At 56.4% G+C, this 22,539-nt stretch carries 19 protein-coding genes and 1 pseudogene; 6 read left to right on the top strand and 14 right to left on the bottom strand.

Annotated elements, in window-relative coordinates; genetic code table 11:
• Positions 1–160: 160 nt before the first annotated feature.
• Positions 161–727, bottom strand: coding sequence for a GbsR/MarR family transcriptional regulator (locus DQX05_RS26775; protein WP_119796353.1), 567 nt, complete (start codon positions 725–727; stop codon positions 161–163).
• Between the two features lie 359 nt (positions 728–1,086).
• On the opposite strand from DQX05_RS26775, the gene DQX05_RS26770 reads away from it, so the two are divergent.
• From DQX05_RS26770 to DQX05_RS26760, 3 genes are read left to right on the top strand one after another with little or no spacing between them, the layout of a single operon-like run.
• Positions 1,087–2,349, top strand: a complete 1,263-nt coding sequence (locus DQX05_RS26770; RefSeq protein WP_119796352.1) for a quaternary amine ABC transporter ATP-binding protein — start codon at positions 1,087–1,089, stop codon at positions 2,347–2,349.
• Positions 2,330–3,169 carry an ABC transporter permease gene (locus tag DQX05_RS26765; protein WP_119796351.1) on the top strand — a complete coding sequence of 280 codons (840 nt, stop codon included), beginning with the start codon at positions 2,330–2,332 and terminating at the stop codon, positions 3,167–3,169. Before DQX05_RS26770 ends, DQX05_RS26765 begins: the two co-directional genes overlap by 20 nt.
• Positions 3,170–3,174: 5 nt before the next feature.
• The gene (locus DQX05_RS26760; protein WP_119796350.1) at positions 3,175–4,110 is read left to right on the top strand and encodes a glycine betaine ABC transporter substrate-binding protein; all 936 of its coding nucleotides are present in this window, start codon (positions 3,175–3,177) and stop codon (positions 4,108–4,110) included.
• A gap of 115 nt (positions 4,111–4,225) precedes the next feature.
• Here DQX05_RS26760 and pcp read toward each other — a convergent pair whose 3' ends face one another.
• Positions 4,226–4,882: a pyroglutamyl-peptidase I gene (pcp, locus tag DQX05_RS26755; protein ID WP_119796349.1), complete on the bottom strand. Its 657-nt coding sequence runs from the start codon at positions 4,880–4,882 to the stop codon at positions 4,226–4,228.
• A 116-nt stretch (positions 4,883–4,998) separates the two neighbouring features.
• On the opposite strand from pcp, the gene DQX05_RS26750 reads away from it, so the two are divergent.
• Positions 4,999–5,442 (top strand): DUF441 domain-containing protein, encoded by a 444-nt coding sequence (locus DQX05_RS26750; RefSeq protein WP_119796355.1) that lies wholly within the window; start codon positions 4,999–5,001, stop codon positions 5,440–5,442.
• A gap of 341 nt (positions 5,443–5,783) precedes the next feature.
• Here DQX05_RS26750 and DQX05_RS31160 read toward each other — a convergent pair whose 3' ends face one another.
• Complete coding sequence (locus DQX05_RS31160) at positions 5,784–5,951, bottom strand: hypothetical protein (protein WP_182914916.1); 168 nt, start codon at positions 5,949–5,951, stop codon at positions 5,784–5,786.
• Positions 5,952–6,086: 135 nt separating this feature from the next.
• Between DQX05_RS31160 and DQX05_RS26745 the strand changes: the two genes are divergently transcribed.
• Positions 6,087–7,823 carry an ABC transporter ATP-binding protein gene (locus tag DQX05_RS26745; RefSeq protein ID WP_119796348.1) on the top strand — a complete coding sequence of 579 codons (1,737 nt, stop codon included), beginning with the start codon at positions 6,087–6,089 and terminating at the stop codon, positions 7,821–7,823.
• Between the two features lie 55 nt (positions 7,824–7,878).
• Positions 7,879–9,993 carry an ABC transporter ATP-binding protein gene (locus tag DQX05_RS26740; RefSeq protein WP_119796347.1) on the top strand — a complete coding sequence of 705 codons (2,115 nt, stop codon included), beginning with the start codon at positions 7,879–7,881 and terminating at the stop codon, positions 9,991–9,993.
• Positions 9,994–10,058: 65 nt separating this feature from the next.
• Here the strand turns inward: DQX05_RS26740 and DQX05_RS26735 are convergent, their stop codons facing one another.
• From DQX05_RS26735 to DQX05_RS26690, 11 genes and pseudogenes are all read right to left on the bottom strand, one after another.
• Positions 10,059–10,244 (bottom strand): DUF2524 domain-containing protein, encoded by a 186-nt coding sequence (locus DQX05_RS26735; RefSeq protein ID WP_119796346.1) that lies wholly within the window; start codon positions 10,242–10,244, stop codon positions 10,059–10,061.
• A 176-nt stretch (positions 10,245–10,420) separates the two neighbouring features.
• Positions 10,421–10,549, bottom strand: a complete 129-nt coding sequence (locus DQX05_RS32600) for a hypothetical protein (RefSeq protein ID WP_259392249.1) — start codon at positions 10,547–10,549, stop codon at positions 10,421–10,423.
• A gap of 67 nt (positions 10,550–10,616) precedes the next feature.
• The gene (locus tag DQX05_RS26730) at positions 10,617–12,386 is read right to left on the bottom strand and encodes a methyl-accepting chemotaxis protein (RefSeq protein ID WP_119796345.1); all 1,770 of its coding nucleotides are present in this window, start codon (positions 12,384–12,386) and stop codon (positions 10,617–10,619) included.
• Between the two features lie 101 nt (positions 12,387–12,487).
• Positions 12,488–13,285 (bottom strand): ABC transporter ATP-binding protein, encoded by a 798-nt coding sequence (locus DQX05_RS26725; RefSeq protein ID WP_119796344.1) that lies wholly within the window; start codon positions 13,283–13,285, stop codon positions 12,488–12,490.
• Positions 13,260–14,182 (bottom strand): annotated as a pseudogene (locus DQX05_RS26720) (ABC transporter permease). Before DQX05_RS26720 ends, DQX05_RS26725 begins: the two are co-directional and overlap by 26 nt.
• Before the next feature lie 54 nt (positions 14,183–14,236).
• Complete coding sequence (locus DQX05_RS26715; RefSeq protein WP_119796343.1) at positions 14,237–15,271, bottom strand: ABC transporter substrate-binding protein; 1,035 nt, start codon at positions 15,269–15,271, stop codon at positions 14,237–14,239.
• Between the two features lie 375 nt (positions 15,272–15,646).
• The gene (locus DQX05_RS26710; protein WP_119796342.1) at positions 15,647–17,080 is read right to left on the bottom strand and encodes an NAD-dependent malic enzyme; all 1,434 of its coding nucleotides are present in this window, start codon (positions 17,078–17,080) and stop codon (positions 15,647–15,649) included.
• Positions 17,081–17,436: 356 nt separating this feature from the next.
• On the bottom strand, positions 17,437–18,348 hold the full coding sequence (locus DQX05_RS26705; RefSeq protein ID WP_119796341.1) for a hypothetical protein: 912 nt from the start codon (positions 18,346–18,348) through the stop codon (positions 17,437–17,439).
• A 133-nt stretch (positions 18,349–18,481) separates the two neighbouring features.
• Complete coding sequence (locus tag DQX05_RS26700) at positions 18,482–20,170, bottom strand: UDP-glucose--hexose-1-phosphate uridylyltransferase (RefSeq protein WP_119796340.1); 1,689 nt, start codon at positions 20,168–20,170, stop codon at positions 18,482–18,484.
• 14 nt (positions 20,171–20,184) lie between these two features.
• On the bottom strand, positions 20,185–21,171 hold the full coding sequence (galE, locus tag DQX05_RS26695) for a UDP-glucose 4-epimerase GalE (RefSeq protein ID WP_119796339.1): 987 nt from the start codon (positions 21,169–21,171) through the stop codon (positions 20,185–20,187).
• 3 nt (positions 21,172–21,174) lie between these two features.
• Complete coding sequence (locus DQX05_RS26690) at positions 21,175–22,374, bottom strand: galactokinase (protein WP_119796338.1); 1,200 nt, start codon at positions 22,372–22,374, stop codon at positions 21,175–21,177.
• Between the last annotated feature and the right edge of the window lie 165 nt (positions 22,375–22,539).

Raw genomic sequence — 22,539 nt, 5'->3', positions numbered from 1 at the left:
AGGATACTTCACTTGCCTGCGCGACGGGGATATCCACTATATGCACGAACGAGGATGACTTAGCTCGCCTGATCCAAGGGGATACCGTTGATAAGAGACAGAAGGAGCTTATTCATAAAAAAAGACGGCTTTGGGCCGTCTTTTGGAGCGAATATTATGTTTATTCAGGAGTTCCCGGCTTCGGGACAAAGTGAAAAATGTCGCCGCTCTCCAGTGCATCTATTAATTGATCCAGCCAGTAGTAATACTGCTCTGCTTCCTGCATCTTGGCAATGTCCGCCTGAACGATGCCGCTCAGCGTCTCGTCCTCGCTATTCGCTGCGAGCAGGTTCTCCAGTTCTCGCTTGGAACGCCGGATAGCAGATAAGTTCACTTCGATGGCCTTGCGCCACTTAATGCCGAAGTAATCGGCAAATGTCTGGTACCAGTCCGGCTCCACTTCATACAAGTCTTTCCGCGTGCCTTTGCCCCATACCTTGTGCACCATCTTCATATCCACCAGCGTACGGACCCCGGTGCTCATGCTCGTCTTGCTCATTGCCATTTCCTTGCCCATCTCATCCAGCGTCATCGGATGATCGCTGAAAAATAACAAACCGTACAAATGGCCTGTGGATTGAGTCATTCCGTATAGGTCCATATTTTGACCGATCGCTTCTATGACACGATTGCGAGCTTTTTCCACCGCCCCTTGTTGTTCCTGCGTCAACTGCGCGAACGTTGCCATGTGCTAATTCCTCCTGTGCCGAACCTGGCTGCTGCTAATTATTCGACTCCTTTTGAATGATACCGTAGTCATTGATTATATAGAGGAAGATGAGAGCGACTCGGGACGGCTCGGGAATCCCGCATCTCCTAACGGTACAAGGCGTCATCGAACATTGTATGAGAGATGGATTCAAAAGTAAAGTACCGGATAGGTCAGCATTCTTTAGGAAAGATGAGCATATGACAGCATAAGTTTGTACAGTTTTTACTGAACGTAATTTACAAACAGTTTTAAAGGTTGTTATTGAAAATTTTCAAAGGTTACAATAGAAAGGGTTGGAAAAAAGAATTCGGGCAAGACCAAGAGAGGTGAAACGATTGTCTATCATTAAAGTCAACGGAGTGACCAAAATCTTCGGTCCGCAAGCGCAACGCTCGCTCACTCTGCTGAAGCAAGGGTGGTCCCGGGAACGGCTCGCCACAGAAAAACAAGCGACTGTTGCCGTCAATCAGGTCTCTTTCTCCGTCGAGCCAGGCGAAATCTTCGTTATCATGGGCCTCTCCGGCAGCGGAAAGTCCACGCTGGTGCGAATGCTGAATCGTCTTATCGAACCGACGGACGGAGACATCTGGTTGAAGGATCGGAACATCTCCAAGCTAAGCGAGTCGGAGCTGCGGGAAGTTCGCCGCAAGACGATCGGCATGGTGTTCCAGAAGTTCGCACTCTTCCCTCATCGCACCGTCCTCGACAACGCCGCATACGGCCTCGAAATTCAAGGAATGGCGAAGGAAGAACGCTACCGCAAGGCGGGGGAAGCTCTCGGTTTGGTAGGACTCGACGGCTGGGAGCAGAAATATCCTGACGAATTAAGCGGCGGCATGCAGCAGCGGGTCGGACTGGCCAGAGCGCTGGCCAATGATCCGGATGTTCTGCTGATGGACGAAGCATTCAGTGCTCTTGATCCGCTTATCCGGCGGGATATGCAGGACGAACTCCTCGCATTACAGCAAAAAATGCATAAAACCATCATTTTTATTACCCATGATTTGGACGAAGCTCTCCGCATCGGAGATCGAATCGCGTTATTAAAAGACGGGAAGCTGATTCAAATCGGCACCCCGGAACAAATGCTGATGGATCCGGCAGACGAATACGTGGAGCGATTCGTTGAAGGAGTGGACTTATCGAAAGTGCTGACGGCAGCGCACATCATGCGCCGGCCGGAGACGGTATCCCTTGATCGGGGACCTCGCGTCGCCCTGCAGCTCATGCGGGATATCGGCATCTCAACCCTGTTCGTCGTGGGCAAAGATAAGTCTCTTCAAGGGGTCGTTACAGCCGAGCAGGCCAGTGAGGCGGCACGCAGCAGCAAGTCATTGCAGGAAGTCATGTTCACCGACGTCCCTACCGTATCGCCGGATGTGCTGCTGAACGATCTGTTCGCGCTATCAGGCGAAGCCAAGCTTCCAATCGCTGTCGTCCAACCGAATGGCAAGCTGATGGGCGCGATCGTGCGTGGAGCGGTTCTCGGCGCGCTGGCGGGCAATGTGCCCAATGGAGCGAGCGACACGACTGGAACGGATACTGCAACTACAGACACGGAAGGGATGGTGATGTCGCATGCGACTGCCGATAGGTAATTGGGTCGAAGAGGGAGTGAACTGGCTCGGAACGAATGCCGATGGATTCTTCCAATTTCTGTCCAAAGTAATCGAACGCTGCGTCGAAAGCATCACCGCTCTGCTCACCTGGCCGTCTGCCTACATTTTAATTGCTCTCTTCACCGTGCTTGCTTTCCTGATCGGACGCTGGTCCTTATCCTTGTTGACCTTGATCGGACTGTTCATCATCGAAGCGCTCGGCTATTGGGAGCCGACGATGAGCACGCTGGCCCTCGTCATCGTATCGACATTATTGTCTATCGTCATCGGCATTCCGCTTGGCATTGCCTCCGGTCGTTCGGACAACGTATCCCGGATTGTGCGGCCGGTGCTCGATTTCATGCAGACGATGCCCGCCTTTGTCTATTTGCTTCCGGCCGTATTCCTGTTCGGACTCGGCATCGTGCCTGGCGTTATTGCTTCCGTCATCTTCGCCGTGCCGCCGACGATTCGGCTGACCGAGCTTGGCATCCGCCAAGTGCCGGAAGACATGATGGAGGCCGCTTCCGCCTTCGGCTCAACCCCCATGCAGACCTTGTGGAAGGTGCAGCTTCCGGTCGCCATGCCGACCTTGATGGCCGGCGTGAACCAGACGATTATGCTATCGCTGTCCATGGTCGTTATCGCCTCCATGATCGGTGCCCAAGGAATTGGAGCCGAAGTCTATCGTTCCGTTACCCAGCTGAAGATCGGCCAGGGCTTCGAGGCTGGCCTCGCTGTCGTGCTGCTGGCTATTATTTTGGACCGGTTCTCTCAGCATAGTGTCAAAAAAAATAAATCAAAAAAACAAGGAGCGTGATGTGCATGAAGCATAATCGAACGAGACGTTGGATGTTATTGGGACTTATCGCGATGATCGGATGGACGCTGGCAGGCTGCTCCGGTTCCTCCAGCCCATCTGGAGGAGCGGATAGCGACGGGGCTTCCTCCGGAGACAGCCAATCGGCAAGCATAGGCGCGTCCGTCGATTACAAAATCGTCGGCATCGACGCCGGTGCGGGGATTATGCAGGCGACAGAGCAAGCGCTCCAGGAATACAGCCTCGACAAATGGAAGCTCATCGAGGGCTCCGGCGCCGCCATGACCGCTACTTTGGATAAAGCGCTCAAGAAGCAGGAGCCGATTATCATTACGGGCTGGACGCCGCATTGGAAATTCGCCAAATACGACCTGAAATACCTAGAGGATCCGAAAGGGGTCTACGGCGGAGATGAGCAGATCCATACGATTGCTCGCAAAGGATTAAAAGAAGACGATCCGAACGCGCATAAGGTGCTCGATCAGTTCGAATGGACGGCAGACGATATGGCGCAGGTGATGGTTGCCGTTCATGACGGCAAGAACCCGGAAGAAGCGGCCAAAGAATGGGTCGATGCGAATCCAGACAAGGCTGACAAGTGGATCGAAGGCGCACAGCCTGCAGACGGGAAGAAGCTGAAGCTGGGCTATGTGGCCTGGGATTCGGAGATCGCAAGCACGAACGTCATCGCGTACGTGCTGCAGGAGAAGCTCGGCTACAAGGTCAATCTGCTCCAGGTCGAAGCCGGTCCGATGTGGACGGGCGTCGCCAACGGGGATGTCGATGCGATTGTGGCAGCCTGGCTCCCAACGACGCACAAAGACTATTACGACAAATTCAAGGATCAAATCGATGATCTCGGTCCGAACCTGGATGGCACCAAAATCGGCCTTGTCGTTCCAGCTTATATGGACATCAACTCCATCGAAGATCTGAAATAAAGAAAGGGGCCCGCTCGGGCCCCTTTTGGCTTGCCAGTTCCGTCAACGATGCATGCGTGCCTATTCCGTCAACGTGCGGAGATGAAAGGCATTCAGCTCCGCTTCCCTTACGGGCTCAACCGTGCAAAGTCCCGGCGCTTCTTCCCCTCTCCTCCTCCGCATCCGCGTGAATGATGACGGTGCGCAGCGCCTGCACGATCGCCTCCAGCGACATGCTTGGCTTGCCCGGATAAGCGGCTGCCTGTTGTGGCAAAAATGGAATATGAATGAATCCTGCCGGGATTCGCCCCGCTTCCTGCCGGCCAGCCAGCTCATGCATCAGCGTATAGAAGATGGCGTTGCAGACGAACGTCCCGGCCGTATACGACACCGAGCACGGGATGCCCGCCTCCAGCACGGTGCGCCGCAAGGCCTTCACCGGCAGCGTCGCCCAATAGGCGGCAGGCCCTCCCGGCACGACCTCGTCATCCGTCGGCTGATCGCCGTCATTGTCCGCAATGCGGGCATCCGCCAAATTGATCGCTACCCGCTCCAGCGTGATGTCCGGGCGGCCGCCGGCTTGTCCGACACAGATGACGGCGGCGGGATTGCAGCCGGCCATCGCTTCGCGCAGCGTCTCCCCGGCCCGCGCGAACGAAGTCGGCAGCTGCGCCGCCTGCACCCGATACCGTCCCAGCGCAGCGCCGTCGAGCGCGCGCACCGCCTCCCAGGACGGATTGATCGACTCGCCTCCGAATGGATCGAAGCCGGTCAGCAATAATGTGTTACTCATAACCTCCACCTCCGATGGGTTGCTTCATTTTCAAGTTGGTATAAATATGCTATCCTTGTGCTGTCCGAAAGAGGTCGTTACACGAACTGAAAGGAGCTGCAATTCTAATGGCGCAAATCGATATTTCTTCGCTTGTTTTATTGGGGCTGGCCGGACTGGGCATCATCAGCGGCAACTCCACCATCACGATCGCGATGGTCGTCCTGTTGCTTCTGCGCGTCACCCATCTGCAGAGCCTGTTCCCTTGGATAGAGAAATACGGCCTCACGATCGGAATTATCATTCTTACCATCGGGGTCATGTCCCCGATCGCCAGCGGATCCATGTCCATGGAGACGATTCTGCAATCGTTCCTGCATTGGAAGTCGCTCCTGGCCGTCGCGGTCGGAATGCTGGTCGCCTACCTGGGCGGCCGTGGCGCGCATCTGATGACGCAATCGCCAACCGTCGTCGCCGGATTGCTCATCGGGACCGTGCTCGGCGTCGCGCTGTTCCGCGGCGTTCCGGTCGGGCCGCTGATCGCGGCGGGCATCTTGTCGCTGCTGCTGGGTCGCTCATGAAGAGACCTGGCGCGGCCGATCCACCCGTTCCCGGATGACCGGATGACCGTACGGACCCTCTGGTCCGTACCACGGCAAGGGTCTCTCCCTCCTTGACTGCCTGAGACACCGTCCGCTTGCTTCGCCACCATCCATCATACGACGAAAGTGGACGATCCGGCAATGGAGAGGACTCCGGGACATGCACAAACACAGCACACGGACGTTCATTTCAAAAAAATGGTTGACAATGCCGAAAGCTCGATGCTAGAATCAACAATCAGATACGGTAGCGCGATGATGCGCGCGGCCTATCCATACTACTTCAGAAAGGCAGGTAAATCCAATGCGTAATGCAATTGTTATGGCGCACGCGGCGCATGCGGCGCGGACTCGAACTTCATATCGCAGGAGCCCTGCCGGAAGCTGCGCCCCTCCTTGCTGAGGAGAAGAGCGCAATTCTGAAGCGGGAAGCGCGGCGAAGTGATCCGATCACTCGCTGTCCCTTCGAACTTGCCGATAATGTGCAAGCCGATTCCGCTTCCCTGTCATGCGGGCGCCACGTCGCTCGTACATATCGCCTTACGCAACCCAAGGTATATCGTTCACGAACGATATACCTTTTTTGTTTTTCCATTTTGCAAAAGAGACAAGGAAGTGACATGATGCTATCGGTTTTATTCAAGCTCGGCTGGTTCTTCAAAGAGCATAAGACGAGGTACATTGTAGGTGTCGTGATGCTGATCGTAGTCGGCATCATCGAGCTCGTCCCCCCTCGCATCCTGGGGCAAGCCATCGATGACATCGTACGCGGGGCCATTACATGGGACAGATTGACGTTCTATCTTCTCCTTATACTGGGCACGATGGTCGTCATTTACGCCATTACGTATGTGTGGATGTATCAAATATTCGGTGGAGCGAACCTGGTAGAGCGCAAGCTTCGCTCCAAGCTGATGCGTCATTTCCTCAGAATGACGCCGCCGTTCTTCGAGAAAAACCGCACCGGGGACCTGATGGCCCGGGCAACCAATGATCTCCGTTCCGTGTCGCAGACAGCCGGGTTCGGCATGCTCACCTTGACGGATTCGACTGCGTTCCTGTTCATCGTACTGTTCGCCATGTTCATGATTCAATGGAAGCTGACGTTGGCGGCCTTGCTGCCGCTCCCGTTCATCGCCATCGCCATGAATGTGTTCGGCAAAAAGATTCATGAACGCTACATGATCGCTCAAGATGCGTTCGGAGATATGAACGATCAAGTGCTGGAGTCGGTCGGCGGCGTGCGGGTCATCCGCGCCTACGTGCAGGAGACCTCCGATGAAGCCCGCTTCCGCGACATTACCCAGGACGTCTATAATAAGAACCTTGCCGTCGCCCGGGTCGACGCCCTGTTCGATCCGACGATCCGGCTCTTCATCGGTCTGAGCTACGTGATCGGGCTCGGTTACGGAGCCTATCTTATTATTCATAATGAGCTGTCCCTCGGGGAGCTGCTCGCGTTCAATATGTACCTTGGCATGATGATCTGGCCGATGTTCGCCATCGGCAACCTGATTAATGTGATGCAGCGCGGCAACGCCTCCCTCGATCGGGTCAACGAAGTGCTGAACTATACGCCGGACGTACAGGACGGCGAGCATACAAAGGATGTCGCCGTGCCGGAGACGCTGGCGTGGAGCAACTACAAGTTCCGCTACCCGACTTCGACGACAGACAACCTGAATCTTGGCGCCCTCAAGCTTCGCAAGGGGCAGACTCTCGGGATCGTCGGCCGGACCGGAAGCGGCAAGTCGACCTTCGTCAAGCAGCTGCTGCGGGAATATCCGGTCGGAGAAGGCGGCTTCTGCATTAACGGCATCCCGGCGGAACAGATTCCGATCGATCGGCTGCACAGCTGGATTGGATATGTGCCGCAGGAACAGATTTTGTTCTCCAAGACTGTCAAGCAGAACATCTTATTCGGCCGTTCCGGGGCTGGTGATGACGACGTGATGAACGCGATCGAGACCGCCTCCTTCACCCATGATGTGCCTACGCTTGTGGACGGGGTGGAGACATTGGTCGGCGAGCGGGGCGTGGCTCTGTCCGGCGGCCAGAAGCAGCGGGTCTCGCTGGCGCGGGCCTTCATCAAGGAGCCGGAAATATTGATACTCGATGATGCGCTCTCTGCCGTTGACGCGCGCACGGAAGCGAATATTATCAGCAACATACGCGAGCAGCGCTCAGGCAAGACGACCCTGATTACGACGCACCGGTTGTCGGCCATTGAGCATGCCGACTGGATCATCGTGCTCGATGACGGCAAGATCATCGAAGAAGGCACGCATGACGACTTGCTGAAGCAGGACGGCTGGTACAAGGAACAGTACGAGCGCCAGCAGCTGGAATCCGGGCTGTAGGACCGGCTGCTCTATCCCTGCACACTGGCATTACGATTACAGGAGGATTTGATATATGGAAGCAGAACAACAGACGGCGAACCCGAGACATGTCGGCAAGCGCCTGTGGCAATACGCCCTGCAGTTCAAAAAGAGCTTCATCATTGGTCTGCTCATGCTCACGGTGGCTGTCGCCGCCGAGCTGTCCGGGCCGTTCATTGCGAAAAATATAATAGATAAGCATATACTCGGCATTGAAAAGCCGTACTACGAGACATCCGAGGAAGCGAAGGGCGCCATTCTGCATGAAGGACGCCACTTCAAGCGGGAGGACCGCTTCGCGGAGGGAGAAGCGAAGGGAGAGCAGGTCCGCATTCTCCAGATCGGGACGGAGTTCGTCTTCGTGGATGGACCGATCCCATCCGAGACGGGAGAGCGCCAGTTCGAGGACGGCTTGCTGACGATCCGCGCCGGGTCGGATACCTGGTCGGTTCCGGCGTTGCCCATGAGCCTGAGCCAGCTGCTCACGTTCTACAAGCCGGAGATCGTCAGCATTATTCAAAATATGGCGCTTTATATCGGCCTGCTGCTGGTCAGCGTCGCGGCGAGCTATGGCCAGATTATGGGGCTCCAGACGGCAGCGAACCGGGTCATCCGCAAGCTGCGCGGCGATGTGTATGCCCATGTGCAGCGTCTGCCGATTCCGTACTTCGATAATCTGCCTGCCGGCAAAGTCGTCTCCCGGGTCACCAATGACACCGAAGCGGTCAAAGATCTGTTCTTATCCGTACTGGAAAGCTTCACGTCCGGGATCATTACGATTACCGGCATTTATGTCGCCTTATTCATTTTGGATGCGAAGCTTGCACTCATCTGCATGTTCATTTTGCCGCTCATCTATCTGTGGGTTGTGCTGTACCGGAAATTCGCGACGAAATATAACAAAGTGATACGTTCCCGGCTCAGCTCCATCAATGCTATGATTAACGAATCCATCCAAGGGATTCCGGTCATTCGCTCCTTCCGCCGCCAGAAGGACACGATGAATGAGTTCGAGGAGCTGAACGAGGAGTACTTATCCTATCAGAACAAAATGCTCAATTTGAACGCGTTCACGTCCCATAACCTGGTGAACGTGCTGCGGAATATCGCTTTCGCGGTCGTGCTCTGGTTTTTCGGCGGAGCGTCGCTGAGCGCCAGCGGCGCCATCACGCTCGGGGTGCTGTATGCTTTCGCCGACCTGCTGAACCGCCTCTTCCAGCCGATTACCGGCATGGTGAACCAATTGGCGAATCTCGACTCCTCCCTCGTATCCGCAGGACGGGTATTCGAGCTGATGGACGAACCGGGAGAGCCGCTGGACGAAGGCTCGATGCCCCGGTACAAGGGACATGTCGAGTTCGATCGGGTCTCCTTCGCCTACAAGGAAGATTATGTGCTGCGCGACATCTCCTTCGAGGCGAAGCCGGGCCAGACGGTGGCTCTCGTCGGCCATACCGGTTCCGGCAAGAGCTCGATTATGAATCTGCTGTTCCGGTTCTATGACCCGCAGCGCGGCGAGATTCGGATCGACGGTACGCCGACGACTTCGGTACCGAAGCAATGGATTCGGGAGCATATGGGCATCGTACTGCAGGATCCTTATCTGTTCACCGGAACGATTGCAAGCAACGTCAGTCTCAACGATCCGCGCATCACGCGAGAGAAGGTAGAGCAAGCGCTGAAAGCGGTGGGCGCCGTTCGGGTGCTCAAGCATTTGCCGCAAGGAATCGACGAGCCGGTGATTGAAAAAGGAAGCACCTTGTCGGCCGGGCAGAGACAGTTGATTTCATTCGCCCGGGCTCTCGCCTTCGAGCCGGCGATACTGATTCTGGATGAGGCGACGGCCAATATCGATACGGAGACGGAAGCCCTCATTCAAGAAGCGCTGGAAGTGCTGAAGCGGGGACGGACGACCTTCATTATCGCGCACCGGCTGTCGACGATTCGAAGCGCCGATCTGATTCTCGTGCTGCATCGCGGCGAGATCGTTGAGCAAGGAACGCATGACGAATTGATGCGACTGAAGGGCCGCTACTACAAGATGTACCAGCTGCAGCAAGGCTCCGGAGCGCCAACTCAGGCTCCATATGAAGCCCAGGCTGCAGCGCCGCAGAACCAAACGGCCGCAGCCATCCCGTCTATGCCATAATTTGGATGCAACATCAAGCGCCGCTACCCCGGTAACGGGAAGCGGCGCTTCTGTATGCCTTATTTTTAACGAAGAGAGCATTTGTTTTTGATGAAATGCAGCTGATTCTCGACCCGGTTGATGGCCTCCTGGAGTTCCTTGGATGAAGTCTCCGATTGCGCTTGCCGCTTCAAAGACTCCAGCTCGGAATTGAGCCTCGGAACATCGTCCGAAGCCAAGGAACAATCATAGCTGCTGTCCAGATTGTGCATCTTCATCCCTCCGCTCGCAAGCCGTTATTTCTTTTTGCCTTTTGCGTTGTTGGCGTCGGACGTCCGTGTCGTTGTATTTTGTCTGGAATGTCCCTGCTGCTTATGTGCCATAATGAACACTTCCTTCCTGTGCAAGATATAATGGAGATAAGTCCGGTTGGTTCGGGGGAGCCGTTCTACTTCGGAATGCGGTTCAGACTCGGCGCGCGCCCGGCTTGTTTTTCCGGCCGCAGCGGCGTGATCTTTTCCATGATACGGGAACAGTTCTGCTGATGGTGAATACGCTCTGCTTTGTTATGCCGCATGCCGCTCACCTCCCGATCATTAGGTTGCCCCGCTACCGTCCCTTCCATCATACCCGGCAGCAGGTAATTACTGCTCCTTCACGTTCACCTTGAATTGCTCCAGCATCTTCTGCAAATCCCGGCTTAAAGCGAGCAGACTGTCCACGGAAGCCGATATCTCCTCGGTCAATGCCGACTGCTCCTCCGTCGTGGCCGCGACACGTGCCGTATGATCATTGGATTGCTCCGCAATATCGTTCAAATGGCGAATCAGCTCAAAGACTTCTTCGCAGGAGGCCGACATCTGCTGAGCGATGCTGCGGTATTCCTCCATGCGGGAGCTCGCTTGTCCAATCGAGCCGGCGATCACCGTGAACGTCTCGTCCGCCGTCTTGACCGTTGCCATCCCTTTCTGGACGGCCTCCTGCTGATGCGCGGTTGCCCGTTCGGTCAGTTCGCGCTTCGTATGAATGACATCAATCAGCTGCATAATAGACTGTAGCGATTGTTTTGAATGCTCGGCCAATTTGCGGACTTCCGTCGCGACGACCTGGAAGCCACGTCCATGCTCACCGGCGCGGGACGCTTCAATCGAGGCATTCAACGCCAGCAATTCCGTCTGCTTCACTGTATTCTGGATGAACACGACCGCGCCCGAAATCTGCTGGACCGCCTCCGTCCAATCGGCGATAGCCTGATTCGTGTCGGCCGAAGCCGCTTCGATGCGCTCCATCTGCACGACCGTCTCATCGACAATGACACGACCTTCGCCGGCCTGGGCGGCCGCTTCCCGCATCCATTCGGCAACCTGCTCCGAGGTCGTGGCGATCTGCTCCGCGCCGGCCGTAATCTCACTCATGGCAGACTTCGTCTGCTCGGTGCTGTGCTGCTGCTCCAGCGATCCGTTCGCCACCTCGGACATTGCGCCCGCCACTTCCTGCGCGGCAATCGCTGTCTCCTCGGCGCCCCGCTGCAGCTCGAGCGACGAGGAGGAGACGTCCTTCGCTGCCCGCTGCACTTCCGCCAGCAGCCCGCTCAACCGCTCCGTCATCCGGTTGAACACATCGGCCAGCCGCCCGATCTCATCCTGCCGCTTCGAAGCGAGCTTCACGGTCAAGTCCCCGTTAGCCGCTTGTTCCGCCAGCTTGTGGATATCATTCAGCGGCTTCAAGCGGCGCTGCACATACACGGCCACCAGCAAGACGCCAATCAATCCGATGATCCCACCGATGATAATGGCTTCGATCAAGAAGCCTATCAACGTACCTTTGATGATGGAATAATCATAATCGGCAACCAGGTAAGCCATGCTATGGCCGAGATCGTCTCTAATCTCCGTTAAGCCGGTAATATAGACCGCATCGCCCATCTCAAATTCATCGGTCATTATCGTATTGTCTTCTTTGGTCAGCTTAAGGAAGGCGTCCTGGATAGCCGCTGGCATGTCGTATGCCGTGTTCGGCTTGTACCCCATCGATTCCAGGTTGTCATTCGCTTGAAGAATACGGAAGGCTGGCGCTCCGTCCTTCGCCTCATTCTCCTTAATGATGAGAAAAGCATTAATAACGTCGTCGCCTGCGATCTTATTCATGCGGCCCCGCAGCATTCGGAAAAGCGAGTCTGTCATTTCCTCGTTGATCGGTTTGTTTTGGACCATGCTCGATGCCTGTTTGATCGCACCCATCATGTCATCGAGCTTCATTTCTGCGATGAGCTCCTGCCGTTTATGCAGGAAATCCATATAGAGCGATTTCTCGCTGTAATACTCGCGGAAAATGAAAAGGCCGCTGATTGTCATAATCAATACGAACAATACAGCGATCATTCTCGGAATCATACTGCGATTGAACCAATTCATGAGCGTCCCCCTCTTTCGACAATTTGTTCTTGTTGTCGTTTCTAAGTAACCCTCATGGATTGTATCACATTTTTGGCAATTCGTGATAGAATTACGAGAAATTATCCTCCTAAAACAACGCGATCATCGACAAATTTCTCTCCGCGAATCCCTTCGAACTCCCGCAGCAGCTTATCTACCGTGAGCGAATGCTTGGATGCAGCCGGCACATCCAGCACAATGCTGCCTTTGTCCATCATGATGAGCCGGTTGCCCAGCCGGATCGCCTGCTCCATATTATGGGTCACCATCAGAGTGGTTAGCGAATTCTCCCGCACGATCTCGTCCGTCAAGCGGGTAATCCATTCCGCCCGGGACGGATCGAGCGCCGCCGTATGCTCATCGAGCAGCAAAATGCTCGGCTTCGTAAAGGTGGCCATCAGCAGGCTTAGCGCTTGCCGTTCGCCGCCCGAGAGCAGGCCGACCTTCGCGTTCAGCCGGTTCTCAAGCCCGATGCCCAATCGGGACAGCTCTTCTGCGAACCATGCCTTGCGCTTCCGGTTCACCCCGGGTCTCAGCCCGCGGACTCCCATCCGCTTCGCCGCAATGGCCAGATTCTCCTCGATGGTCATATCCGGAGCCGTGCCGGCCATCGGGTCCTGGAATACACGGCCAATCCAGCGGCTGCGGCGATGCTCAGACATCAGCGTGACATCATGCTCTTCGATGTGAACCGTGCCTGCATCCGGGATCAGCACGCCGGAGATAATGTTCATCAGCGTCGATTTGCCGGCACCGTTGCTTCCGATTACGGTCACGAAGTCTCCGGGATTCAGATGCAGCCGGATATCGGTAAGCGCCGCTTTCTCATCAGGGGTATTCAGATTGAAATATTTACTGACCTGATTCACTTGCAGCATTGCGCTGTCCTCCTTTCCCCAATTCCATCGCCCGCTGGCGGCTCATTTTACGCTGATTCGCGGAGCGTCGCATCTTCGGCACGGTTAGCGCCACAATGACGATGAGAGCGGTAAACAATTTCAGATCCGTCGCATTCATTTGCAGCTGCAAGGCGATAGCGACGATAACCCGGTACAGCACGGCGCCCAGCAGCACCGCGAACGTCGCGCGGGCGATCGTACGGTGGCCGAAAATCGCCTCCCCGATAATAACTGACGCCAGTCCGACGACAATCATCCCGACGCCCGATTGAATATCGGCGAAGCCCTGATACTGGGCGACCAGCGCGCCGGATAACGCGACAAGCGCGTTCGAGAGGCTGACGCCGACGACAATCGTCGTATCGGTGTGCACGCCGAAGCTGCGAATCATGCGCGGATTGTTGCCGGTAGCGCGCAAGGATAGGCCGACCTCCGTCCGCAGGAACCAGTCTAAGGCCATCTTCACCAGCACCGCGAACAGCCCCATGACGATCAGGAACAGGAAGCCTCCGGTAATCGGCGTAAGCAGCGTATCGCTGTTCATTAAGCCGATGTTCGCCTTGCCCATAATCCGCAAATTGATAGAATGCAGGGCGATCATCATCAGAATGCCCGACAACAGCGGATTGATCTTCCCCTTCGTATGAATGATGCCGGTCATCATGCCGGCGAGCCCGCCACCGAGGAAGGCAAGCGCCGTTCCTATTCAGGTCGAGATATCCGATGTAATGCACAGGGCCGCTATCGCTGCGCCTGTCGTGAAGCTTCCGTCTACCGTCAAGTCAGGGAAATCCAAAATGCGAACGTCAAGTAGACGCCGAGCGCCATCAAGGCGTACAGCACGCCGAGCTCTACCGATTTTTGCATCGCTAGCATAAATCCGCTCACTATGACTCCTCCTCTTCTGTTTATTCTTGTACCTTCACTTCTCTATTCGAAGAGGTTGTCCGGCTTCACTTGCTTCTTCAGATCATCGGTTACGGCAAAGCCTTGCGCTTCCGCCGCCTTCACATTCAGCGCCAGATTAAGAGATTCCGGAATTTGCACCGGCGTGTCTTCCGGCTTCTTGCCGTTCTTCAGCATATCGACGGCCATTTTGCCGGTCGTGTAGCCAAGATCGTAATATTCGAAGCCGAAGGAAGCGACACCGCCGTTCTTGACCGAATCCTTCTCCGCGACGAATAGCGGAATCTTATTTTCATTCGCCACGCCGACGACAGCCCCGAGGCCGCTTACAACCGTGTTGTCGGACGGAACATAGATAGCCTGCACCTTGCCGATAAGCGATTCGGCCGCCTGCTTCACTTCCGAGCTGTTCGTCACGGGGGCCTTGACGACCTTCAAGCCGAGAGCGGTCAACGCCTCTTCCGCCTTCTGCACGTTCACGACCGTGTTCTGTTCACCTTCATTGGCCAAAATGCCCACTGCCGTAACGCCATTCACCTGCTCCCTAATAAATTCCATCAAGCGCGAGACGGCCTCCGGATGCAGATCCGTCGTCCCGGTTACATTCGCGCCCGGCTTCTCCATGCTCTGAACCAGACCGGCGCCAACCGGATCGGTCACTGCGGTGAACAGGACAGGCACGTCCTTCACTTCCTTCGCCGCAGCCTGGGAGACGGACGTGCCGATGCCCAGCACAAGATCGACCCCGCTCGTGGCGAACTTCTGCGCGATGGTCGCCGCGTTCGTATTATCGCCCTGGGCATTCTGATAATCGATGACCAGATTGTCCCCTTCTGTATAGCCATTGTCCTTCAACGCTTGCACGAAGCCTTTGTACGCTTCATCGAGCGAGGCATGGTTCACGACCTGCGTCACCCCGATCTTCACCTTCTTCCCCGCGTTGCCCGTGTCCCCTTGCTCCGCTGTGCCTTCCCCCGGCGCTTGGCTTCCGCATCCGTTTAACATCAGCAGCACCAATGCCAGCGCACATGTTAGCACGACATGACGTTTTGCTCTCATCTGTTCGATCCCCTCTCATTTTGCTTGTTCGCTTTTTTCGATTTGCTTGTTCGTCTTTCTTCGAAAAAAATTCACTCATGGAATGCGTTTATGCGCTTGTCTGATATTTCTTTAACGTATAAACTGATTAATGCATAGACTGTTTACTGCATAAAAGCGAGAAAACAGCAAAGTGCCTTAGGCATATTTTAACCGCTTATTCGCCGACGTCAATACTTTTCGCAAATAAAACGCGTTGGGACACCATTTCGACCATTCGATCCAAAAAAGCCACCTTCTCCGGAAACGAAGAGAAGATGGCTGTCTGCCAGGCTTACAATCGCAGACGATTGGGCGAGGGAGGCTGGCTCCCCCTTTCCAATCGTCTGTCAACAGCTACTGCTTAACTGTATTTTCCCGATAATCGCGGCGGCGCGCCACGCCGTCCTCATAGGCCGCATTGACAACGGCGTCCCGTACCTTCGTCACGACAAGCGGGTTGAATACGCTCGGAATAATATACATTTCATTGAGTTCTTCTTCGGAGACGACCTCGGCAATCGCCTGAGCGGCCGCCAGCTTCATTTTATAAGTCACTTTGGATGCGCGGCAATCCAGCAGGCCGCGGAACAGGCCCGGGAAGCAGAGCACGTTGTTAATCTGGTTCGGATAATCGGAACGGCCCGTTGCAATGATGCGGGCAATATCCTCGATCTCGTCCGGATCGATCTCCGGCATAGGGTTTGCCATCGCGAAGATGATGGGATTCGCGTTCATCGTCTCCACATGCTCCCGCTTCAGCACGCCAGGGCCCGAGACGCCGATGAACACATCCGCCCCTGTGATGACATCCTGAATGCCGCCCTCCTCTCCGTTCGGATTCGTCTTGGCGGCGTAGCCGTTCCATGCCTCGTTCTCGTACTGTATGCCGCGGACCAGCGCTCCGTGGCGATCGACGCCGATAATATTCTTCGCGCCCGCCGCGAGCAATATATCGGTGCAGGCCATGCCCGCCGCGCCGATCCCGCACAGGACGATTTTGCAATCCTCCAGCTTCTTGTTCACAATCTTCAGCGCATTAAGCAGACCGGCCAGCAGGACGACAGCGGTTCCATGCTGATCGTCATGGAAGACCGGAATATCGAGATTCTCCTTCAGCCGCTGCTCAATCTCGAAGCAGCGCGGCGCCGAGATGTCCTCCAGATTAATGCCGCCGAAGGCCGGGGCAATCGCCTGAATCGTCCGCACGATCTCATCCGTATCCTGCGTGTCCAGACAGATCGGGAACGCGTCGACGTTCGCCAATTGCTTGAACAGCATCGCCTTGCCTTCCATGACCGGCATCGCCGCCATCGGGCCGATATCGCCCAGACCGAGCACAGCTGTTCCATCGGAGACAACCGCCACGGTATCCCGCTTGATTGTCAGCGTGAAAGCGCTGGACGGATCTTCATGGATGGCCATGCATACTCGCGCCACGCCCGGCGTATAGACCCGGGACAAGTCATCGCGGTTCCGGATCGGGACCTTGGGCTGCATCTCGATTTTGCCCCCGAGGTGGAGCAGGAACGTCTGATCGGAGACGTTCACGACTTTCACGCCTTGCAGCTGCTTCAGACGCTTCACGACCCGATCGCCGACACTGCCGTCATATACATTGACTGTAATATCTCGGACTGTGGATACCGGCGTGCCGCGAATGACGTCGATGGCGACGATATCGCCGCCGCTCTCGCCAATGGCGGCGGCAATTTGCGCGAAGGTGCACACATTTTTGTCAATTTCCAAGCGAATAATAATGTTCGTACTGGATCCTAACGATTTAGCCATTCATCCACACTCCCTGAAAGTGCTGCGTTATTGGCGGATTCTCGATACAGCTTGTCCCATTGGGCGGCCGGCCGAGGCAAAGTCTTTATTCCGCCCAGCCCGCCGGACAGCGCACCATCCCCCGGAACGTCCACAAATCGGCTCCCGTCGGCATCCCGCCGCATTGAGAGGGTTTTCCATTTTGACGTCCCTCTCTATTAATAACATAAACCCGCTCACTTGTGAAACCCTTTCCATCGGCGGACGCGAAATATCCGTTAGCCGTTCATAAATAGGCAAAAACCCTGCCCCGCAGCGGCTTTGAGTCGTGCAGGACAGGGCTTTCTTTTGGGAGAGACCATAAGATTATGAAAAATTTAAGATTTCGATTCTATCAATTTCGTGTGAAGATATTGTTCGATATCCGTGCACGGAGCAAGCTTCCATATCTCCTTGTGAACGGCCTGTCCGCCAAGCGCCAACACGGCAAGCGGGCCCAACGTCTCCAGCTCCAAAATTTTGTCGTTCGTATACAGCTCGAAGGAGCATCCGAAGTCGGGATAAACCGCTTCTTGCTGCGGCTCATAGCTTTTTTCGAACACGGTGCCGTTCACGGCATAGGCTGCCCAGCCTTCCTCGTTGTGCATGCCGAACTTGAATGCCCGCTCGATATCGGCGCATTGGCGGACCTGAATGACATCATCGCCCCAACTGACACGCTCGTCATTCATCTTCGTGTACGGCCACAGCGCGAAGTTCCGGTTCGGGAGAAATCCGGTCTCCCGCTTCGTCTGCGGCACATAGGCGATTCCGCCCGGAGCCATGACGGACAGCGCCCATGGCGCCAGTTCAATCGGCCATGGTCCATGATTGACTATCCGGTGAGTGACCTCGATCTGATCATCGCGGAATTGGATCTCGATTTCCTTGGCCGTCTGCGTCCACGGCTCCACAGGAGCGAGCAGCTTCACTCCGTGCCCGGTAAGGACATATTGAATCTGCTTGTCATCCGGGCCATAGGTGCGCGGATATACCTCCGGGCTCGCCCACAGCCGATGCCCGCCGCGCAGCTTCCAGCCTTCCCCGCCCAGCGCCGCGAATTCCTCGCCCTGTTGCTTAACCGCTCCTTCCGTATCCTCGAAAAAGACGTTCTCGCCGCCCATAAGGCTAAGATGCATAATCCGGATGCCGAAGCCGAGCGGAACAATAACGGTATACCTCCCGTTCTCCAGCTTCAAGCTCTCTCCCCACCGCTCATGGGAAATGACGTCGATCTGCACTTGTGTCATCGATGGACCTCCTGTCCTGTTCTATATCTCGAATACATCTCTATATCACATTTATCTCTATATCGCACCTATCCGCCCATATTCCGGCACACAGGGAAGCGCACGCTCCGTTCTGACAGCCGGCAGAACCGCCTCAGCCCTGCGCCTTGAACCCGGCCTGCGCGAGGAAGCGGGCGCACGCCTCGCGCCCCGCGCGATCCCGCTTGAAGACGCCGGCATGGCCGAGAATTTCTGCGAACTTGCAGCCGATATCGTGGCGGATGACCCGGTGCGCTTCCGCTTCGTCCAGCCGGGTTCCATACCGCTCGATCAGCTCATCAATCCATGCGGCATGCGGCTTGAGCGGATCCTGATCCGTCAAGCTTGGGCGGACCGCCTCCCAATCTTCCTGCCCGGCCAGCAGCCTGGCAATTGCTCCGGTCTCCGCCAGCAGCCGTCCGGGAAGAATCGCCAGTCCCATGACTTCAATCAGACCGATATTTTCTTTCTTGATATGATGAAGATGGCGATGCGGATGGAAAATGCCTTCCGGATGCGTCTCATCCGTCCGGTTATTGCGCAGCACGAGATCCATCTCATACCGGTCCCCCCGGCGGCGGACGATCGGCGTGACCGTATTATGCCGCGTCTGTCCGCCGGGACCTTCCGTCCAGGCGAGGATCCCGGCTTGCTCATCACTGTAGCCTTGCCAGAACCGGTACAGATCGTCGGCCGCATTCAGCAGCGCTTCGCGCTCGTCCGCCGTCAGGCGGAGGACGGACATCGGCCAGTCGACCACCCCGACGCGGACACCCGGATGCGCCGAATGAACATGCGCTTGCCCTGTCGGCGTCTTCTCGATCGGGAACGTATGCCGCCCCGCCTGGAAATGATCATGGCTCAGAATCGATCCGCCCACGATCGGAAGGTCGGCGTTCGAGCCGATGAAATAATGCGGGAACTGCTCGGTGAACGCCAGCAGCCGCGCGAACGTGTCCCGGGTCAGCTTCATCGGCACATGCTCTCTCCGGAACACGATGCTGTGCTCATTATAATAAACATAAGGAGAGTATTGGAAAAACCATCCTTCACCGTTCAATTCGAGCGGAATAATCCGCAAATTTTGGCGCGCCGGATGATTGACCCGGCCCGCATAGCCGACATTGTCCGCGCACAGCAGACATTTGGGATAATCGGCCGCCGCGGCCTGGCCGGCCTGGGCGATCTCCTGGGGCGTCTTCTCCGGCTTGGACAGGTTGATCGTCATCTCCATCTCGCCGAATTCGCTCGGATGCAGCCAATACTCATTTTTCCGAATGCGATCCATCCGTATATAATTGCTGTCCTTGTTCAACGCATAGAAGTCATCCGTCGCGGCGGCAATCCCCTGCTCCGCCCACAGCTTCCGGAACCGGGCCTCCGTCTCCGACGGGCGAGGCATAAGCAACCCCATCACCTTGGCGTCCAGCAGATCCCGCCAGGTCGTCGTATTGTCCGGCAGCAGTCCGCTTGCGGCCGCCTCATCCAGCAGTGCCTCCAGCAGCTCCTGCGGTTCATCCGGAACATCGCTCCACTCCGGGGCCAAATATCCTTCACATGGCTCATCTAACCGGAACAGCTCCAGCAACTGATTGCGCGCATACGGCATGTCCAGCGTTCCGATAATATTCCGGTTCCGCGCGTAGCGAACCAGCTTCTCGATCAGCTCCGCCATGTGCGCCGCATCCATGCGTTCCGCCGTTCGCCATCCATCCGGAAGTGTCGGCGCTTCCGTCCCCAGCGCCGTGCGTCCTCCATCCAGCTGCTTCGATGCTGCCTTCCCTGCTCGTTGCTCGTTCGCCATGATGTCCTCCCCCTCTATTTGGCGTATCCGTCCGGATGGGCTTGATGCCAGCGCCAGGCGCTCTCGATAATCTTCTCCATATTGTCCCGCTTCGGCTGCCAGCCGAGCACGGCCTTCGCCTTGCCGGCGGAAGCGATCAAGACTGCCGGATCGCCTGCCCGGCGATCGCGCATCGCCGTCGGAATCGTCAGTCCGGTCACCCGCTCCGCCGTCCGGATCACCTCGAGAACCGAGAAGCCGTTGCCGCTGCCCAGATTGAAAATCTCGCTTGCCCCGTCCTTGCGCAAATAGTCGACAGCAAGCAAATGCGCGTCAGCCAGGTCGCTGACGTGAATATAGTCGCGAATACATGTGCCGTCATGCGTCGGATAGTCGCTGCCGAAGACCGCAATCTCGCTGCGCTTGCCCAGGGCCGTCTCCAGCACAATCGGCACGAGATGCGTCTCCGGCTGGTGGTCTTCCCCGATCCGGCCGCTCTCATGCGCGCCGGCGGCATTGAAGTAGCGCAGCGAGACGTAGCGGATGCCATGCACCTGGTCGAACCAGCGCATCATGCGCTCCATCGTCAGCTTCGTCTCTCCGTACACATTCGTCGGATTCGTCGCGAAGGTCTCCTCGATCGGTGTCCGTTCGGGCTCGCCATACGTGGCGGCCGTGGAAGAAAAGACAATCCGCTTCACGCCGAACTGCTGCATAACCTCCAGCAGAACTTGCGTGCCGTGCACATTGTTATCATAATATTTTGCCGGATTGCTCATGCTCTCTCCGACGAGTGAGTACGCAGCGAAATGAATGACCGCATCGAACTTATGCTGCTGGAACACGCCTTCCAAGAAGGCCCTATCCCGAATATCCCCGACATGGAGCGTGCCGCCGAGAACCGCGTCCGCATGCCCCGTCTCCAATGAATCGACGACGACGACCTCTTCGCCACGATCCAGCAATTCCGCCACCGTATGGGAGCCGATATAGCCTGCCCCGCCTGTAACCAGTACTGCCATCGCTTATTCCCCCTCCGCTGCCAGCTTGTTGCTGGAGTCTTGTTCCTTCACGCCGTCGCCGACGCTGCATACATAGAATTCCGCCGTCAAGCCGGTGCGCCGCTGATACGCCTCCCCGACCTGCTCGATGAAGCGCGAGACGGCGCTCTCCTTCACAAGCGAGACGGTGCAGCCGCCGAATCCGGCCCCCGTCATCCGCGATCCGGCCGTGCCTTCAATGCGAAGCGCCTCCTCGACCATCACATCCAGCTCTTCGCAGCTGACCTCGTACAGATCGCGCAATGATTCATGCGATGCGATCATAAGCTGGCCGAACCGCTCCAGTTCATGCTGCTGCAGCGCCTCGACCGACTGCAGCACGCGCTCGTTCTCCGCGATGACATGCGCGGCCCGCTTGCGTACCGCCTCATCCTGAATGAGATGCTTATTCGCTTCATAGCGAGCGGCGTCCAGCTGAGCGAGCAGCTCCAGTTCAGGGAACGCCTGCCGCAGCTCCCGCACAGCCTCATCGCATTGCGCCCGGCGTTCATTATATTTGGAATCGACGAGCCCGCGCCGCTTGTTCGTATTGCCGATAACCAGCTTGTAGCCTTCCGTCCGGAACGGAACATGCTTGAATTCAAGCGTGTCGCACATCAGCAGAATCGCATGATCCTGCTTGCCGTTCGCGACGGCGAACTGGTCCATAATGCCGCAGTTGACGCCGACGAACCGGTTCTCCGCCCGCTGCGAGAGCTGCGCGATATCCGTCCGGTCGATCGGGCGGCCTTCCAGCGTTAGCAGCGCATAGGCCGCGGCGACCTCGAGCGATGCCGAGGAGGATAACCCCGCTCCGTTCGGAATGTCGCCATGCACCAAAATATCGTAGCCCCGGCTCAACGCCCGTCCCGACTTCGCCAGCTCCACAATGACCCCGACGGGATAATCGGTCCATTCCCCAGTCTTGGCATGTGCCGCCTCATCGGCCCCTACCGTCAATTGATAAGGGAAATTGGTGGAAGACAGCCGGAGCATGCGGTCCGACCGCGGACGGATCAACAGCGTCGTGCCGAACTCCAGCGCTGCCGGAAGCACATACCCTCCGTTATAATCAATATGCTCGCCGATAAGGTTTACGCGACCTGGAGCATGGAAAAAACGAACCTCGTCATCGCTACTTCCATATTGTTCCTCAAAATGAACCGCCAATTGCCGAGCGTCCATGACGACGACCTCCTCCATATGTTCGCATTTTTATTTGCATTTTTCTTCACTTCTGGACAATATGCCGTTCTGCTACAAGCATACTTAATCCGAGCCGTGCATGTAATATAATGATGTGCGCATGATATGGATAAATATGACCTCCTCATGGACTGTGATATAATG

The organism is Paenibacillus thiaminolyticus (assembly GCF_003591545.1).
Classification (GTDB): Bacteria; Bacillota; Bacilli; order Paenibacillales; family Paenibacillaceae; genus Paenibacillus_B; species Paenibacillus_B thiaminolyticus_A.
The sequence above is the reverse complement of the archived record's forward strand: the minus strand, read 5'-3'. Positions and strand labels throughout refer to the sequence as shown.